The sequence below is a fragment of the Streptomyces sp. NBC_00016 genome, from assembly GCF_045040885.1.
Classification (GTDB): Bacteria; Actinomycetota; Actinomycetes; order Streptomycetales; family Streptomycetaceae; genus Streptomyces; species Streptomyces coriariae.
Map to the genome: position 1 here is coordinate 8,290,799 of NZ_CP108304.1, position 14,680 is coordinate 8,305,478.

At 73.5% G+C, this 14,680-nt stretch carries 16 protein-coding genes and 1 pseudogene; 7 read left to right on the plus strand and 10 right to left on the minus strand.

Annotated features, from left to right (window positions below):
• Positions 1-8: 8 nt before the first annotated feature.
• From OG933_RS36805 to OG933_RS36815, 3 genes are all read right to left on the minus strand, one after another.
• Positions 9-482 (minus strand): NUDIX domain-containing protein, encoded by a 474-nt coding sequence (locus OG933_RS36805; RefSeq protein ID WP_362534694.1) that lies wholly within the window; start codon positions 480-482, stop codon positions 9-11.
• On the minus strand, positions 479-2,017 hold the full coding sequence (locus OG933_RS36810; RefSeq protein ID WP_405631209.1) for an ATP-dependent DNA ligase: 1,539 nt from the start codon (positions 2,015-2,017) through the stop codon (positions 479-481). Before OG933_RS36810 ends, OG933_RS36805 begins: the two co-directional genes overlap by 4 nt.
• Before the next feature lie 143 nt (positions 2,018-2,160).
• Positions 2,161-3,108, minus strand: coding sequence for an NAD(P)/FAD-dependent oxidoreductase (locus OG933_RS36815; protein ID WP_405633617.1), 948 nt, complete (start codon positions 3,106-3,108; stop codon positions 2,161-2,163).
• 70 nt (positions 3,109-3,178) lie between these two features.
• On the opposite strand from OG933_RS36815, the gene OG933_RS36820 reads away from it, so the two are divergent.
• The 6 genes from OG933_RS36820 (at position 3,179) to OG933_RS36845 (ending at position 8,441) form a co-directional block, all read left to right on the plus strand.
• On the plus strand, positions 3,179-3,754 hold the full coding sequence (locus OG933_RS36820; protein WP_362534698.1) for an XRE family transcriptional regulator: 576 nt from the start codon (positions 3,179-3,181) through the stop codon (positions 3,752-3,754).
• A 112-nt stretch (positions 3,755-3,866) separates the two neighbouring features.
• Entirely contained in the window at positions 3,867-4,838 is a 972-nt protein-coding gene (locus OG933_RS36825) for an NADPH:quinone oxidoreductase family protein (protein WP_362573291.1), read from the plus strand.
• Entirely contained in the window at positions 4,835-6,019 is a 1,185-nt protein-coding gene (locus tag OG933_RS36830; protein ID WP_405631211.1) for an acyl-CoA dehydrogenase family protein, read from the plus strand. Before OG933_RS36825 ends, OG933_RS36830 begins: the two co-directional genes overlap by 4 nt.
• Positions 6,016-7,098 carry an acyl-CoA dehydrogenase family protein gene (locus OG933_RS36835; RefSeq protein WP_405631212.1) on the plus strand — a complete coding sequence of 361 codons (1,083 nt, stop codon included), beginning with the start codon at positions 6,016-6,018 and terminating at the stop codon, positions 7,096-7,098. Before OG933_RS36830 ends, OG933_RS36835 begins: the two co-directional genes overlap by 4 nt.
• 170 nt (positions 7,099-7,268) lie before the next feature.
• On the plus strand, positions 7,269-8,129 hold the full coding sequence (locus OG933_RS36840; RefSeq protein WP_405631213.1) for a phosphatidylinositol-specific phospholipase C/glycerophosphodiester phosphodiesterase family protein: 861 nt from the start codon (positions 7,269-7,271) through the stop codon (positions 8,127-8,129).
• 117 nt (positions 8,130-8,246) lie between these two features.
• Complete coding sequence (locus OG933_RS36845; protein ID WP_142269158.1) at positions 8,247-8,441, plus strand: hypothetical protein; 195 nt, start codon at positions 8,247-8,249, stop codon at positions 8,439-8,441.
• Positions 8,442-8,473: 32 nt separating this feature from the next.
• Here OG933_RS36845 and OG933_RS36850 read toward each other — a convergent pair whose 3' ends face one another.
• From OG933_RS36850 to OG933_RS36865, 4 genes are all read right to left on the minus strand, one after another.
• On the minus strand, positions 8,474-9,703 hold the full coding sequence (locus tag OG933_RS36850; RefSeq protein ID WP_405631214.1) for a phosphodiester glycosidase family protein: 1,230 nt from the start codon (positions 9,701-9,703) through the stop codon (positions 8,474-8,476).
• A gap of 152 nt (positions 9,704-9,855) precedes the next feature.
• The gene (locus OG933_RS36855) at positions 9,856-10,404 is read right to left on the minus strand and encodes a GNAT family N-acetyltransferase (protein WP_405631216.1); all 549 of its coding nucleotides are present in this window, start codon (positions 10,402-10,404) and stop codon (positions 9,856-9,858) included.
• Positions 10,394-11,599, minus strand: a complete 1,206-nt coding sequence (locus tag OG933_RS36860) for a bifunctional class I SAM-dependent methyltransferase/NUDIX hydrolase (RefSeq protein ID WP_405631218.1) — start codon at positions 11,597-11,599, stop codon at positions 10,394-10,396. The genes OG933_RS36855 and OG933_RS36860 overlap by 11 nt, the downstream gene beginning before the upstream one ends.
• 130 nt (positions 11,600-11,729) lie before the next feature.
• Positions 11,730-12,179, minus strand: a complete 450-nt coding sequence (locus tag OG933_RS36865) for a carboxymuconolactone decarboxylase family protein (protein ID WP_362271362.1) — start codon at positions 12,177-12,179, stop codon at positions 11,730-11,732.
• A gap of 227 nt (positions 12,180-12,406) precedes the next feature.
• On the opposite strand from OG933_RS36865, the pseudogene OG933_RS36870 reads away from it, so the two are divergent.
• Positions 12,407-12,608: pseudogene (locus OG933_RS36870) on the plus strand (dihydrofolate reductase); the annotation flags it as partial.
• Between the two features lie 6 nt (positions 12,609-12,614).
• Here the strand turns inward: OG933_RS36870 and OG933_RS36875 are convergent.
• The 3 genes from OG933_RS36875 to cbiQ are packed head-to-tail and all read right to left on the minus strand — an operon-like array spanning position 12,615 to position 14,675.
• Entirely contained in the window at positions 12,615-12,974 is a 360-nt protein-coding gene (locus tag OG933_RS36875; RefSeq protein WP_362534724.1) for a hypothetical protein, read from the minus strand.
• A gap of 19 nt (positions 12,975-12,993) precedes the next feature.
• Positions 12,994-13,917, minus strand: coding sequence for an energy-coupling factor ABC transporter ATP-binding protein (locus tag OG933_RS36880; protein WP_405631220.1), 924 nt, complete (start codon positions 13,915-13,917; stop codon positions 12,994-12,996).
• The gene (gene cbiQ, locus OG933_RS36885; RefSeq protein WP_362534730.1) at positions 13,914-14,675 is read right to left on the minus strand and encodes a cobalt ECF transporter T component CbiQ; all 762 of its coding nucleotides are present in this window, start codon (positions 14,673-14,675) and stop codon (positions 13,914-13,916) included. The genes OG933_RS36880 and cbiQ overlap by 4 nt, the downstream gene beginning before the upstream one ends.
• Positions 14,676-14,680: the final 5 nt, after the last annotated feature.

The window sequence follows — 14,680 nt, forward strand, 5'->3', positions numbered from 1 at the left end:
GCATCCGCTCAGGCCGAGTGCTCCGCCAGCCGGTCGAGAAACGCGGCCTGTGCCGTGACGATCACCTCGTGGGCCCGGTCGAGCCCGAACCAGGCCACCCGGTCCAGTTCCGGGAACTCCTGGGTCAGGCCGGACCTCGGCGGCCACTCCATGGTGAACGTGCCGGGTGCGATCGCCGCCGGGTCGAGGTCCGCCTCGATCGCCCACGCGGTGACGATCTTGCCGTTCCTCTGCCGGACCTCGCCGAGGCCGATCGCCTCGCCGTCGGGCGGCGGCAGGCCCAGCTCCTCCCGGAACTCGCGGCGGGCCGCCTCCCAGGCAGGTTCGTCGGGCTCGTACTCGCCCTTCGGGACGGTCCACGCCCCGGCGTCCTTCTTCGCGAAGTACGGACCGCCCATATGGCCCAGCAACACCTGGGGACCGTCGTCGGTGTGCCTGAACAACAGCAGGCCCGCGCTGCGCTTCGGCGTCGCGGGGGTCAAGGACGCACCTCCGGGTGGGCGGCGAGCAGGGTCTCCACCGTGTCGGCCTCCTCCGGGCGCTTGTCCTCGCGGTAGCGCAGGACGCGGGCGAAGCGGAGCGTGACACCGGCCGGGTAGCGGGTGGAGCGTTGAAGGCCGTCGTAGGCGATCTCCACGACGAGTTCGGGGCGTACGGTCACCACGTATCCGCTCTCGTCGACGGCGAGTTCCCGCAGGCGCTCGGTCTGCCAGGTGAGCAGCGCGTCGGTCAGGCCCTTGAAGGTCTTGCCGAGCATGGCGAAGCCGCCGTCCGCGGTGCGGGCGCCGAGATGCAGGTTGGAGAGCTTGCCGGTGCGCCGCCCGTGGCCCCACTCGGCGGCCAGCACCACCAGGTCGAGCGTGTGCACGGGCTTGACCTTCAGCCAGGAGGCGCCACGCCGGCCCGCGCTGTAGGGCGCGTCGAGAGCCTTCACCACGACTCCCTCGTGACCGCGCAGCAAGGTCTGCCTCGAGAACTCCTCCGCGGCTTCGACGTCCTCGGGGCCGGACACCACCGTGCGGCGCACCCGCATCGGCTCGGGCACCAGCCGGGCCAGCTCCGCGTGCCGTTCGGCGAAGGGCAGGTCGAGCAGGTCCCGGCCGTCCACGGACAACGCGTCGAAGAAGACGGGCGCCACGGGGACCGCTTCGGCGGCCGCCGTCACGTCCACCCGGGAGCCGACCCGGCCGGCCGTCTCCTGGAAGGAGCGGGGGCGGCCCGTCTCGTCGAAGGCGATGACCTCGCCGTCGAGGATGAAGCGCGAACCCGTCAACCGCCGCGCCGCGTCCGTCACTTCGGGCAGCCGGTCGGTGATGTCGTCCAGGGTGCGGGTGTAGAGGCGGACGTCGTCGCCGGCCCGGTGCACCTGGACGCGGATCCCGTCCAGCTTCTCCTCCACCGCGCAGACGCCGAGCTTGCCGACCGCCTCGGCCACGGCGGACGCGGTGTGCGCGAGCATCGGCAGGACCGGCCGGCCGACGGTGAGCCGGAACCCCTCCAGCGCCGCCGGTCCGTCCGCGAGCAGCGCCTGCGCCACCGTCCCCAGGGACCCAGCCAGCATCACCGCCCGGCGTACGTCCGTGGCGGGCGCCCCGGTCGCCTGCGCCAGGCCCTCCACGGCGACGGCGTCCAGCGCGCCCTGCCGGACCTCGCCGGTGATGAGGCCGAGCAGGAAGCGTTGTTCGTCCGCGGTGGCCGCTCCCATCAACTCGCCGACCAGGCGCGTCCGTTCGGCCTGCGAGCCGGGGCCCGACACCTTGCCGAGCGCGGTGAGCCGGGCGTCCGCCTCCCGCACGGTGAGGGCCGGGGTCTCGGCCGGGGCGACCGGCCGGCTCAGCACCTTCCAGCCGATACCCAGCCGGCCCTGGGGGAGCCGGCCGGCCAGATAGGGGATGACGACCGGCACGTCGTCCGCCTCCGCGTTCCGGAAGAGTTCGGCGAGCAGGGCGATCTTGCGGGAGCGCGCCGAGGTGGCGGCGACCTCCCGGGACACGTCGGCGAGCCGGGTCAGCAGCATGCAGCCATGGTGCGGCGCGCTCCGCTGTTTTACACGCCGAGGAACGGGTCGCTTTTCGTCCGCGGGCGCGTTGTGGCCGGTCGCGCAGTTCCCCGCGCCCCTTGGGGGCGCTGCCGAACCGCAGCCTGATCCGCCCGGACCGCTCAGCAGGCGGCCGTCGTGTCGAGGTCCGCCATCAGCAGCTCCCCGTTGATCGCCGCCCCGGCCCGGTAGCCACGGCTGGCCGCGTTCACGACCTGTTCGGCGAAGCCCGACGCGTTGCCGGCCGCCCACAGGCCGGGCACGGTCGTCAGGCCCCGTCCGTCGATCACGGGGTACGTGCCGAAGGGGGTCTCGCTCAGCTCGGCGCCCAGCCGGGCGAGCAGGTCGGTCCGCGGCACCGCCCGGGGCGCCACGAACACCACCTCGCGCTCGTGCACCCGTCCGTCCCGGAGCCGGACCCCGGTGAGCCGGTCGTCCTCGACGACCAGGCCCGCCACCTCGCCGGGGACGAGCCGCACGCCGGCGGCGGCCAGCCTGCGCAGGTCCTCGTCCGTCAGGTCCGCCTCCGCGACCGTGTGCAGGAACAGGGTCACGTCCTTCGACCACTGGGACACCATCAGTGCCTGGTGGACGCTCATCGCGGTGCCGGCGAGCACACCGAAGGCCTGGTCGCGGACTTCCCAGCCGTGGCAGTAGGGGCAGTGGACCACGTCCCGGCCGAAGCGCTCGGCGATGCCCGGGACGGGCGGCAGCTCGTCCTTCAGGCCGGTCGCGACGACGAGCTGCCGGGCCCGCACGGTCCGCCCGCCTGCGAGCCGTACGGCGAAGCCCTCGTCCCGGGTGGCGTCCACCGCCCGGTCGTGGACCAGGTCCACGCCGTACCGCGCGATCTCCTCGCGGCCGACGGCGAGGAACTCGGCGGGCGACATGCCGTCCCGCGACAGATAGCCCTGCATGTGGGCGGCGGGCGCGTTGCGCGGCTCACCCGCGTCCACCACCAGGGTGCGGCGCCGGGCCCGGCCCAGGACGAGCGCGGCGGACAGGCCGGCGGTGCCCCCGCCGACGACGATCACTTCGTACTCCTCGGTCTTCTCGGTCACGGTGACCACCTCCGCGACCACGGTCGCCGGGAGCACGCGGGATTGACAAACATATTTGCCGGTTCGGCAAGATGGAGGCATGACGACCGATGAGGTACTCGCGGAGGTGGGGCCGAGGCTGCGGCGGCTCCGGAAGGATCGGGAGGTGACGCTCGCGGCGCTGTCCGAGTCGACCGGCATCTCCGTCAGCACCCTCTCGCGGCTGGAGTCCGGGCTGCGCAAGCCCAGCCTGGAGCTGCTGCTGCCGATCGCCCAGGCCCATCAGGTGCCGCTGGACGAGCTGGTCGGGGCGCCGCCGGTGGGGGATCCGCGGGTGCGTGCCGCCGAGCCGATCGTGCGGCACGGGCGCACGTTCTGGCCGCTGTCCCGGCAGCCCGGCGGGCTTCAGGCCTTCAAGGTGCTGGTGCCCCGGCGCGAGGAGGAGCCCGAACTGCGCGTCCACGAGGGCTACGAATGGCTGTACGTGATGTCCGGGCGGCTGCGGGTGGTGCTGGGGGAGCACGACGTGGTGATGACGGCGGGCGAGGCCGCGGAGTTCGACACGCGCGTGCCGCACTGGTTCGGGTCCACGGGGGAGGGGCCGGCCGAGTTCCTGAGCCTGTTCGGACCGCAGGGCGAGCGGATGCATGTGCGAGCGAGGCCCCGGCAGGGGTGACGGAGGCGACTCTTCGTCCGTCGTCTGTTCCCTCGTGGCAAGCGACCGCTTAGTATGCGAAGCGAACCGGTCGGAACGCCGGTCGGACGACGCAGTCCCGTGGAGGCTCCGCATGCAGGCATGGCAGGTGCACGAGAACGGCGAGCCGAGCGAGGTGATGCGGCTCGAGGACGTGGAGCGGCCCACGCCCGGCGACGGCCAGGTCCTGCTCAGGGTGCGTGCCGCGAACATCAACTTCCCGGACGTGCTGATGGTCCGGGGGCACTACCAGGTGCGGCCCCCGCTGCCGTTCACGCCCGGCGTGGAGATCTGCGGCGAGACCGAGGACGGCCGTCGCGTGATCGCCAACCCGGCGCTGCCGTACGGCGGTTTCGCCGAGTACGCGGTCGCCGACGCGGCCGCCCTGCTGCCGGCGCCCGAGTCGCTGGACGACGCCGAGGCCGCCGCGCTGCACATCGGTTACCAGACGGGCTGGTTCGGTCTGCACCGCAGGGCGCGCCTGGAGGCCGGCGAGACGCTGCTCGTCCACGCTGCCGCAGGAGGGGTCGGCAGCGCGGCCGTGCAGCTGGGGAAGGCGGCGGGCGCGAGGGTCATCGGCGTCGTGGGCGGCGCCGAGAAGGCCGCCGTGGCCCGGGAGCTGGGCTGCGACGTGGTGATCGACCGCAGGGCGCAGGACGTCGTGGGTGCGGTGAAGGAGGCAACCGGCGGCCGGGGCGCCGACGTGATCTACGACCCCGTCGGCGGCGAGGCCTACACCCAGTCCACGAAGGTCGTCGCCTTCGAGGGCCGGATCGTGGTCGTCGGCTTCGCGAGCGGGACCATCCCGAGTCCCGCGCTGAACCACGCCCTGGTCAAGAACTACGCGATCCTCGGCCTGCACTGGGGCCTGTACAACACCAAGAACCCGAAGCTGGTCCAGCACTGCCACGAGCAGCTCACCGAACTGGCCGGCCGGGGCGCGATCCGGCCGCTGGTGAGTGAGCGCGTACCGCTCGACGGGGCCGCGGCCGCCGTGCAGCGGGTCGGCGACGGCGTCACCACCGGCCGGGTCGCCGTCGTACCGCAGAACGGAGCCACCGCATGACCGACGCAGCCGAACTCAAGCGCCGCACAGCGCAGTTGCTGGCCGCGCACCCGCCCGCCGACACCGGTACGACGGACTTCCTCAAGGCCCGCTTCGACGCGGGACTCGCCTGGGTGCACTTCCCCGAGGGCCTCGGCGGACTGGGCGCGCCCCGCTCCCTCCAGGTCGTCGTGGACGCCGAGCTGGCGGCCGCGGGCGCCCCCGACAACGACCCGCGGCGCATCGGCATCGGTCTCGGCATGGCCGCGCCGACGATCCTGCGCTACGGCACCGAGGAGCAGAAGCAGCGGTTCCTGCGTCCCCTGTGGGTGGGCGAGGAGGTCTGGTGCCAGCTGTTCAGCGAGCCCGGCGCCGGTTCCGACCTGGCCGCGCTCGGCACCCGCGCCGTCCGTGAGGACGGGGGCGGCTGGGTCGTGAACGGGCAGAAGGTGTGGACGTCCAGCGCCCATGTCGCCCGCTGGGCCATCCTCATCGCCCGCACCGACCCGGACGTGCCCAAGCACGCGGGCATCACCTACTTCCTCTGTGACATGACGGACCCGGGTGTCGAGGTCCGGCCGCTGCGCCAGATCACCGGCGAGGCCGAGTTCAACGAGGTGTTCCTGACCGACGTCCGCATCCCCGACTCCCGCCGCCTCGGCGAGGTCGGCGACGGCTGGCGGGTCGCGCAGACCACGCTGAACAACGAGCGCGTCGCCATCGGCGGCATGCGGCTGCCCCGCGAGGGCGGCATGATCGGCCCGGTCTCGAAGACCTGGCGCGAGCGGCCCGAGCTGCGCACCCACGACCTGCACCAGCGGCTGCTGAAGCTCTGGGTCGAGGCCGAGGCCGCCCGCCTCACCGGTGAACGCCTGCGCCAGCAGCTCGTCGCCGGCCAGCCCGGCTACGAGGGCTCCGGCATGAAGCTCGCGTTCGCCCGGCTCAACCAGGAGATCAGCGGCCTGGAGGTCGAACTCCTCGGTGCGGAGGGCCTGTTGTACGACGACTGGACCATGCGCCGCCCGGAGCTGGTGGACTTCACCGGCCGGGAGGCCGGGTACCGCTACCTCCGCTCCAAGGGCAACAGCATCGAGGGCGGGACCAGCGAGGTCCTGCTGAACATCGTCGCCGAACGCGTCCTGGGCCTGCCGTCCGAGCCGCGCACCGACAAGGACGTCGCCTGGAAGGACCTGGCCCGATGAGCGCACAGCCCGATCTCCTCTACTCCGAGGAGGAAGAGGCGCTGCGCGCCGCCGTCCGTGACCTGCTCGCCGACCACTGCGACGCGCCCGGGGTCATCGCGCGTACGGAGTCGGACGCGCCGCACGACCTCGCGGCCTGGAAGGCGCTCTCCGACGGCATGGGCCTCGCGGGCCTGCTGGTGCCCGAGGCGCTGGGCGGTCAGGGTGCCGGCCATCGTGAAGTCGCCGTGGTGCTGGAGGAGTTGGGGCGTGCCGTCGCCCCTGTTCCGTACCTGACCAGCGCCGTCGTCGCCACCGAGGCGCTGCTGGCCCTCGGGGACGAGGAGCTGCTCGGCCGGCTGGCGTCCGGGCGGACGATCGGTGTGTTGGCGGTCGGCCTGCACACCGCACCGGGCGCCGCCGTCCAGGCCGTACGCGTCGAAGGGGGCGTTCTCCACGGCGAGTTGTCCGGGATCGCGGACGCGGCCGTCGCCGACGTGCTGCTCGTGCCCGCGGACGACGGCGGTCTGTACGCGGTGGACGCGGCCGCCGCGACCGTCACCCCGCAGGTGTCGCTCGACCTCACCCGCCCGCTCGCGACGGTCACCCTCGACGGTGCCCCCGGCCGCCGCCTCGGCGACGCCGAACCGGCGGTCCGCCGTGGTCTGCGGGCCGGCGCGGGGCTGCTCGCCTCGGAGCAACTCGGTCTGGCGGACTGGGCGTTGACCGAGACCGTGCGCTATCTGAAGGAGCGCAAGCAGTTCAACCGGCCCGTCGGCGGCTTCCAGGCGATCAAGCACCGGCTGGCCCAGCTCTGGCTGGAGGTCGTCAACCTCCGGGCCGTCGCCCGGGGCGCGGCCGACGCACTGGCGAGCGGTGAGGACGTCGACATCGCGGTGGCCGTCGCCCAGGCCTACGCGGCAGGCGTCGCCGTGCACGCCGCCGAGGAGGCGCTCCAGCTGCACGCGGGCATCGGCATGACGTGGGAGCACCCGATCCACCTGTACCTCAAGCGGGCCAAGGCGGACTCGATCGCCTACGGCAGCGCGGGCGCCCACCGGGCCGCCGTGGCCGAACTCGTCGATCTGCGGGCCCCCTGACCGTCACCCGATGAAGCCCGCCCCACCTGGGGCGGGCTTTTTCGTGCCGCCGGCCGGAAGGAGTGAACGAGCGACGGCGGTCCGGCCAACTCCTGGCACGTACAGGTTCGTTGCCGCTCCTTCAGCCTCATACTCCCTGTGGTCCCGACCGCCCCACAGGGAGGAACGACATGGCTCTCGTCACCCGCCGCAGAGTGCTCACCGGCCTCGGCGCCACCGTCGCCGCGGTGCTCGCCCCGCCCGCCGGCAGCGCGTTCGCCGACGGCCACAAGCGCGGCCCCCGCCCGCTGTGGCGCGCCCACGCCCACAACGACTACGAGCATCCCCGCCCGCTCCTCGACGCCCTCGACCACCGCTTCGGCAGCGTCGAGGCCGACATCTTCCTCGTCGACGGTGAACTCCTCATCGCCCATTCGGCGGACCAGCTCGACCCCACCCGCACCCTGGAGTCGCTCTACCTCGCCCCGCTCGCCGCCCGCGTGAAAGCCAACCGCGGATCGGTGTACCGGGGTTACCGGCAGCCCCTTCAGCTGCTCATCGACATCAAGACCGAGGGGTCCTCGACGTATCTCGAACTCGACCGGCAACTGGCGCGTCACAAAAGTCTGTTCACCACCTACGCGCACGGCCGCGTCCACCCCGGAGCCGTGACCGCCGTCATCTCCGGTGACCGCGCGGCCCGTACGCCCATGGAGGCCCAGACCGTGCGCCGGGCCTTCTATGACGGCCGGCTTGTCGACCTCGGCACCTCCGAGTCCTCGTTCGCCTCGCTGATCAGCGACAACTGGACGCTCAACTTCACCTGGCTCGGCGTCGGGGCCTTCCCCGAGGCGGAACGGCAGAAGCTGCGGAGCATCGTCGGCGCGGCCCACGCGCGCGGACAACAGGTGCGGTTCTGGGCCACGCCCGATCTCGCGGGCCCCGCCCGGGACGCGCTGTGGGCCGAACTCCTCGCCGCCGGCGTCGACCACCTCAACACGGACGACCTGGCGGGCCTGGAGGCATTCCTCGACGCCCACCGGACGGCGTAGCGGCCCTCGCCTGACACCACTCGTTCGGCGGACAGGTCAGCCGCACGGACGAACCCTCCGTTAGGCCACACTTGCGGCCGAACGCCGTGAAAACGGACCTGTCGGAGGAGGTTGACGGTGGCCATTTCGATTTCCGCGGTGCTGTTGCTGCTGGTCCTGGCGGTGATCTTCATGCGCAACGGCGGACTGAAGGTCTCGCACGGGCTGGTCTGCCTGCTGCTCGGGTTCCTCCTGGCCGGCACCGGCATCGCCCCCACCATCCACAGTGGCCTCACGGCGACGGCCGACATCGTCGGCAGTCTTCGACCGTGAGGCCACCGCGGGTTCACCCATGACCTGGGCTCCTACTTGGTGAAGACCCCGATGCCGTTCGCCACGGGGCGCTCGTACCCGTCGGACGGGTGGTTGCGGACCGACACCTTGGTCGAGCCCGCGGGACGGGCCACCAGGGTCGACGAGCCGCCGCCGTCCAGGCTGAAGCCCTCGGTCGCGCCGAGACTCTTCAGGGCGCCTGCGACCTCGGCGATCGTCAGCCCCTTGCGGTACGCGGTGGCACCGTCCAGCGCGAACAGGTACACCCGCTTCCCGCCGTTGCCGATGCCCACGGCCGTACGCACCGCCGAGACCGACGTGTCCAGGCCGGACAGCGGCTTGGCGGCGGACAGGATCGGGTAGCCGCCCACGGCGAAGCTGTAAGCGGACCTCGACGCGGCCGTCAGCCCGTAGCGCACCGCCACCGCCTGACCCTTGACGAGCTTCTTCAGGCGCGCCGCGCCCGCCTCCCGCCCGACGAGGACCGTGGTGCCGGCCGTGATGGTGCCGCTGCCGGGTGCGGTCGACGTCGACACCACCCGGCCCTTCTTCACGGTCACCTCGTAGGTGCTGGTGCTGCACGCCGCGGCCCGTTCGGTGTCCGTGCCGCAGGTGGCCCGCTTGCGCGAGACGCTGCCCCAGTCCGAGGTGTACGCGCCGATGGAGTTCTCGGCCAGCGCGTACTGGTTGACGCCGCCCAACGGCAGCCGCCGCCCGAGGATGCTGACCGTTCCGTTGAGGGACAGGCTGTCCAACCGGGCCTTGCCGTCGGTGCCCACACCGACCACGGCCCTGGTGTTCGTGCCCGGCGGCAGCGCCGGCCCGAACCGCTGCCCGTTCGGGACCGCGCCCTTGAGCGCCTTCCCGTTCGCGACCGCCGGCCCCACGCTCGCCCCGGTCGCCGCGACGCCCGGGTGCTGCGTCTCACTGATGTTGAAGAAGTCGCCGTTGATGCCGGCGACGGCCTTCTGACTGTTCGCCAGTGAGGAGATCGCCGAGCGGGACGCGACCGCCCCCGGGTACAACAGCCCGAGACGCACGTGGGTGTTGGCGAGATCGACGCTGAGCACATGCACATGCGTCGTCCCGGCGGCCGCCGACAGGTCGTACTGCCGGTACGCCACGCCCGCCGCCACGGTGGTCCAGGTCGCGGCGTCGGCCGGAGCCGCCCCCGCGAGCGCCGCCCCGGCCATCGTGCCGAGCGCGACGAGCAGTGTCACCGGCTTTCTGCGCACCCCGAACCGCTTCTGATGTCGTGTCACAGACCCCCCTGGGTAGTTTGGGCCGCAACTTTCTCATGACCTGCGGGAACTCCCGCCAGGGGGGTGGGCGGGAAGACCACGAGAACGAGTGAGGAAACGCACGATTCCGGGTGCTTGCACCGCCGTTCGGCAGCGCCTGCCGGCCCCTTGTGCTACTCGGTCGCCCGAGCGGCCGTACGCGGGGCGGCGTAGCAGCGCACGGACACCGTCCGGGTCGGACCCCACCGCTGGTCGGCGGTGCCGAGGAGCCGCCAACCGAGGCGCTCGTAGAAGGACACCGCGGGGTCGGCGGCCACCACGTCCAGGACCGGGTGCAGATCCCGGGCGCGTGCCGCCCCGGCCGCCCGTGCCAGGAGGGCCGCGCCGACGCCGTGGCCGCGGGCCTCGGGGGAGACGTACAGCCGGCTGATCACCGCGGGCGCCGCCGGGCCGTCCCGCAGGCTCGCCGCCGCGTCCTCCTTCCCGGCACCGCACAGACCGACATGCCCGACGATCCGCCCGTCCAGCTCGGCCACCCACGCCGCGAGCAGGGCGGCCGGAGTCAGCCAGGCGGCGGGCCGGTCGGGCAGGTCGACCGGGTAGCCGCTGTGCGTGTGCACCAGCGCGAGCACGGCGACACAGCCGTCCAGGTCGGCCGGGAGCCGGGGGCGGACCCGGGGACGGACCGGGACGCGAGGGGCCCCCGCGGGGTCAGTCGTCATCGCCGCGCACCTGGCCGTCGTACCCGGCGAACGGGGTGAAGTGGGCCGGGGCGTGATCGATCGGCAGGTCCGGGCGCCAGACGGTGAGGGACTGGGCGCTGCACACGAACAAGGACGGCGGCAGCCGGTCCAGCGGGTACCAGCGCCAGTCGCCGACGCTCTCGCCGGGCTGGTCGGCCGGCTCGCCCTCCCAGTCGGTGACGACGGCGCCGACGGTCATCCGCACGACACCCTCCACCCGGTCGAGCAGGGTGCCCAGCAGGCGCACCTTCGACGGGTCCGCCCGCAGCCCGGTCTCCTCGCGCAACTCCCGTACCACCGTCTCCTGGAGCGACTCCCCGGGTTCCACCGTGCCTCCGGGCAGCTCCCAGGTGCCCCGGCGGTGACGGCCCAGGAGCAGCCCCCGGCGGGGCCCGTACAGGATGGCGCCGACGCCGATCGCCGCGTGCGCGACGGGCGGGCGGCCGGAGCGGGCGCGGGCCGAGACGCGCACGGGGCGCCGGGCCCGGAGGACCCGGTAGGCGGCGGGGTTGGCGGGGTCCGGCGATGTCACCGGCACCACGTCCTCCAGACGCAGCCCGTGCTCGGCGAGCAGGTGCTGCCACCGCTCGGTGGTGGGCACCCACATCCGCACCGTCGTCTCGCCGCCGCCCGCGAACCGCAGGGTCTCCGGCCGCGCCACCAGCTCCGAAGTGGGGCCGTCGCCGTCGGAGTTGGTGTCCAGCACGGAGAAACAGAGCGTCCCGCCGGGGGCGAGCGCGGTCGCCAGGGCGGGGAACAGCCGCCGGGGGTCGATGAACGGTACGGCGTTGACGGAGTAGATCACGTCGTACGGCCGTGCGGTGCGCAGGTGCTCGACGGCGTCGGCATGGAGCAGGCGCAGGCCGGGCAGTGAGCCGTACCGGTCCCGGGCCCGCTCGATCTGGCCCGGCGCGCGATCGACCGCGTCGACGGTGGCCCCGTGCGCGCGGACGAGCCGGGCGGCGTGCCGGGCCGGACCGCAGCCGAGGTCCAGGACGCGCCGGCCCGCCAGTTCCCCGAGGAAGGCCTCGTCCGGCCCGGCGCCCGGGAACCCCCAGTCGATCCGCTCCGCCTCGGCCAGGACCGTGCCGCGCCGCAGGTGGTGCGTCGCGTAGGCCTGCCAGGCCTCGGCGTTGACGGACTCCGGGCCGTCGAGGGCGACGGGACGGGGCATGGGCGGTCCTCCACGGGTGGGGCGGTCGGCGCGCATCGGGCCAGACGATTCTTACCGGACGCGGCACCGCGCAACCGGCGGGCCTGTGTTGAGACGTCGGCCGGCCGCGGGCCCACGGGGACTGCGGTTGCTAGTGCACCGGGTGCTTGCTCAGGATGGACACCCGGTTGAAGGCGTTGATGGTGACCGCCACCCAGATCACCGCCGCTGTCTGGTCCTCGGTGAGAACCTCCACGGCGTCGGCGTACGCGGCCTCCTGCGCGGCGGCGTCGGACAGCACGGTGGTCGCCTCGGCCAGCGCCAGGGCGGCACGCTCCAGGGGGCTGAAGAGGTCGGTGTCCCGCCACGCCGCGAGGACACCCAGCCGCCGGGTGTCCTCACCGGCGCGCACGGCGGCCCTGGTGTGCAGGTCGAGGCAGAACGCGCAGCCGTTGAGCTGCGAGACGCGCAGGTTGATCAGTTCCACGACGGTGCGCTCCAGGCCGGCGTCGGCGGCGGTCGCCCGCACGGCCTCGGACGTCTGGACCAGCGCGTGGTAGGCCTTGGGGCTCTGCTTGTCTATGAAGATCCGTCGAGTCATAGTTGAATATCAAACCATTCATGGGTCGGGACCGCGGGTACGGGAAGTGCCCGCGGTGAGCAGGGCCGAGGCACCCACCCCGCGAGACGTCCCGCCGGGCGGCCCCCGGCGATGACCGTACGACGGACGCCGCCGCAACGTACGCGCAGCCTCGTCGGCTCGCGGTGACGCGCCCGGCGCGGGGCGCATGCCATGAGCCGCGCAGGGCCGGGTCCCGATCGACGCGAGGGGACAACCCGCCGTTCCGGACTCCGGGCTTCGTGCTCACCCACCGTCCACGGCCCACCCTGGTCAAGGAGGGCGGCACCACCTTCACGTTCGTCACCGACGGCATCCACGGCGCCCTCGCCCGGGCGAAGGCCGCCGCGGGGGAGCGGAACGTCGACATCGCGGGCGGGCGAGCACCGTAGGCAGTACCTGGGGGATGGCAACTTCCTACCCGCCGGCGGGGGCGAGCCCGAAGACGCGGGTCATGCAGGTGTCGAGGAGGGCTCCGAACTGCTGGGTGGAGGTCATCGCCGGGGTGGGGAGCACGCCCGCGTCGTCGATGGTCGCGATGTAGTCGATGTCGGCCCACCCGCCGCGGTAGAGGACGACGAGCAGTTCGGCCTCGTGCGGGCCGCGGACATGGATGCCGACCGAGTCGGGATCCGTGACCTCGGCCCGGTCGGTCTCGAGCCGCTGTGGCCAGGGAGCTGCCGCGTCGCGCCAGGTCACGGGACCGACCGTCAGTCCTTCGGCCCGCCAGGCGGTCCGGCGGTCCGTGACGGCGGCAACGGCTTCGTCGAGATCCATGATCCGCTCCATGCGGCGATCATCGCCCATCCGGTTCCCGTGCGTCGGCTGTCGGCGGCCGGCGGACACCGTCGCGGGGGCGTCGGCCTTCGGCGGGGATCGGGGGAGCGGGCGTCGCGGCCAGCGCGGCCAGTTCCTCCGCGGTGCGCGGGCCGGTCGAGGGATCCGTCAGCAGACCGTGGACGCGCAGGAGTTGGGCGGCGGCGACGCCCCAGGGCAGCCGCAGGCCCGCCTGTTGGAGGAGGTCCGTGCGGGCGAGTGTCGTGGCGGCGGGGCCGGTGCGCGCGCCGGACGGGGTGAGCAGGGTCGCGTCGTCGGCCCAGCGCAGGGCCAGGTCGACGTCGTGGGTGGCCATGACCACGGTCGTGCCGGACTCGCGCAGTCGGCCGAGAATCGCGAGCAGCCGTTCCTGGCCGTCGGGGTCGAGTCCGGCGGTCGGTTCGTCGAGGATCAGCACCCGGGGCCGCATCGCGACGGCGCCGGCGATCGCGGTGCGCTTGCGCTGGCCGTAGGAGAGCAGATGGGTGGGCCGGTCGGCCAGGGCGGTGATGTCCAGGGCCGCGAGCGCCTCCTCGATCCGGGCCCTCACCTCGGTGTCGGGCAGGCCGAGGTTCAGCGGGCCGAACGACACGTCCTGGGCGACGGACGCGGCGAACAGCTGGTCGTCCGGGTCCTGGACCACCAGCTGCACGGTCGTACGCAGCCGGGTCAGCCCCTTGCGGTCGTACGTCACCGGGCGCCCCTCGACCCGCAACTCGCCCTTGCCCGGCCGCAGTCCACCGCTCAGCAGCCGCATCAGCGTGGTCTTGCCGCTGCCGTTGCGGCCCAGCAGGGCGAGCGCGCGCCCCGCGTGGACCTCGAAGTCCAGGCCGCTGAGCACGGCCGGGCCGTCCTCGTAGGCGAAGGAGGCACCCCGCAGGGCGACCAGTGCGGGCTCGCTCATGACAGCGGCCTTTCCAGTACGGATTGCAGTACGAAGGTGAGGGCGACCAGGGCCGCGAAGAGCGCGGCGCTGGCGGCCGTGAAGCGGACGGAGACGCGGGCCTCGGGCACCAGGACGCGCAGGGTGCCGTCGTAGCCGCGTCCGGCCAGCCCGTCCTGGAGGCGAGCCGCCCGGTCGAAGGCACGGACGAACGCGGTGGCGCCGAGCCCGGCCAGCGAACGCCACTCCGCGGCCCGGGTGCTGTGCCCGAGCCGGGCCGCCTGCGCTTCTCGGATCCGGCGCACGGAGTCGAGCAGCAGGAAGCTCATGCGGTACGTCACCAGCGCGACGTCCACGACGGGCGCGGGCACTCCGGCCCTGACCAGGCGGGGCAGCAGGTCGGACATCGGGGTGGTGAACGCGAGGAGGAGGACCCCGAGGGAGGCCGCCGAGGTACGCAGCAGCAGCTCCCCGGCGCGCACCGGACCGCCGTCGGCCAGGGCCACGAACCGGTCCGGGCCGCCGACCTGCACGAGCAGGGTGAGCGCACCGGTCACGCAGAAGCCCAGCGGTACCCGGTAGGCGCGCCACAGCCGCCGGCCCGGCACCCCCGCGGGTCCCAGCAGGATGACGAGCGCCGTCACCAGGACCAGGGCGGCGCCGGGCCAGGGCGGCAGGGAGATGGCGAGCACGGTGAGGCCCAGTCCCAGCACGGCCTTGTCCACGGGATGGCGGTGGCGCCAGCGACTGCTGTGCGCCGCCGCGTCGATCGGCAGCACGCGGG

Excerpts from the sequence above, each read along its gene's own strand:
- OG933_RS36810 (WP_405631209.1), bottom strand. The coding sequence starts at position 2,017 with ATGCTGCTGACCCGGCTCGCCGACGTGTCCCGGGAGGTCGCCGCCACC.
- OG933_RS36820 (WP_362534698.1), top strand. The coding sequence starts at position 3,179 with ATGACGACCGATGAGGTACTCGCGGAGGTGGGGCCGAGGCTGCGGCGG.
- OG933_RS36825 (WP_362573291.1), top strand. The coding sequence starts at position 3,867 with ATGCAGGCATGGCAGGTGCACGAGAACGGCGAGCCGAGCGAGGTGATG.
- OG933_RS36830 (WP_405631211.1), top strand. The coding sequence starts at position 4,835 with ATGACCGACGCAGCCGAACTCAAGCGCCGCACAGCGCAGTTGCTGGCC.
- OG933_RS36835 (WP_405631212.1), top strand. The coding sequence starts at position 6,016 with ATGAGCGCACAGCCCGATCTCCTCTACTCCGAGGAGGAAGAGGCGCTG.
- OG933_RS36840 (WP_405631213.1), top strand. The coding sequence starts at position 7,269 with ATGGCTCTCGTCACCCGCCGCAGAGTGCTCACCGGCCTCGGCGCCACC.
- OG933_RS36855 (WP_405631216.1), bottom strand. The coding sequence starts at position 10,404 with ATGACGACTGACCCCGCGGGGGCCCCTCGCGTCCCGGTCCGTCCCCGG.
- OG933_RS36860 (WP_405631218.1), bottom strand. The coding sequence starts at position 11,599 with ATGCCCCGTCCCGTCGCCCTCGACGGCCCGGAGTCCGTCAACGCCGAG.
- OG933_RS36865 (WP_362271362.1), bottom strand. The coding sequence starts at position 12,179 with ATGACTCGACGGATCTTCATAGACAAGCAGAGCCCCAAGGCCTACCAC.
- OG933_RS36875 (WP_362534724.1), bottom strand. The coding sequence starts at position 12,974 with ATGGATCTCGACGAAGCCGTTGCCGCCGTCACGGACCGCCGGACCGCC.
- OG933_RS36880 (WP_405631220.1), bottom strand. The coding sequence starts at position 13,917 with ATGAGCGAGCCCGCACTGGTCGCCCTGCGGGGTGCCTCCTTCGCCTAC.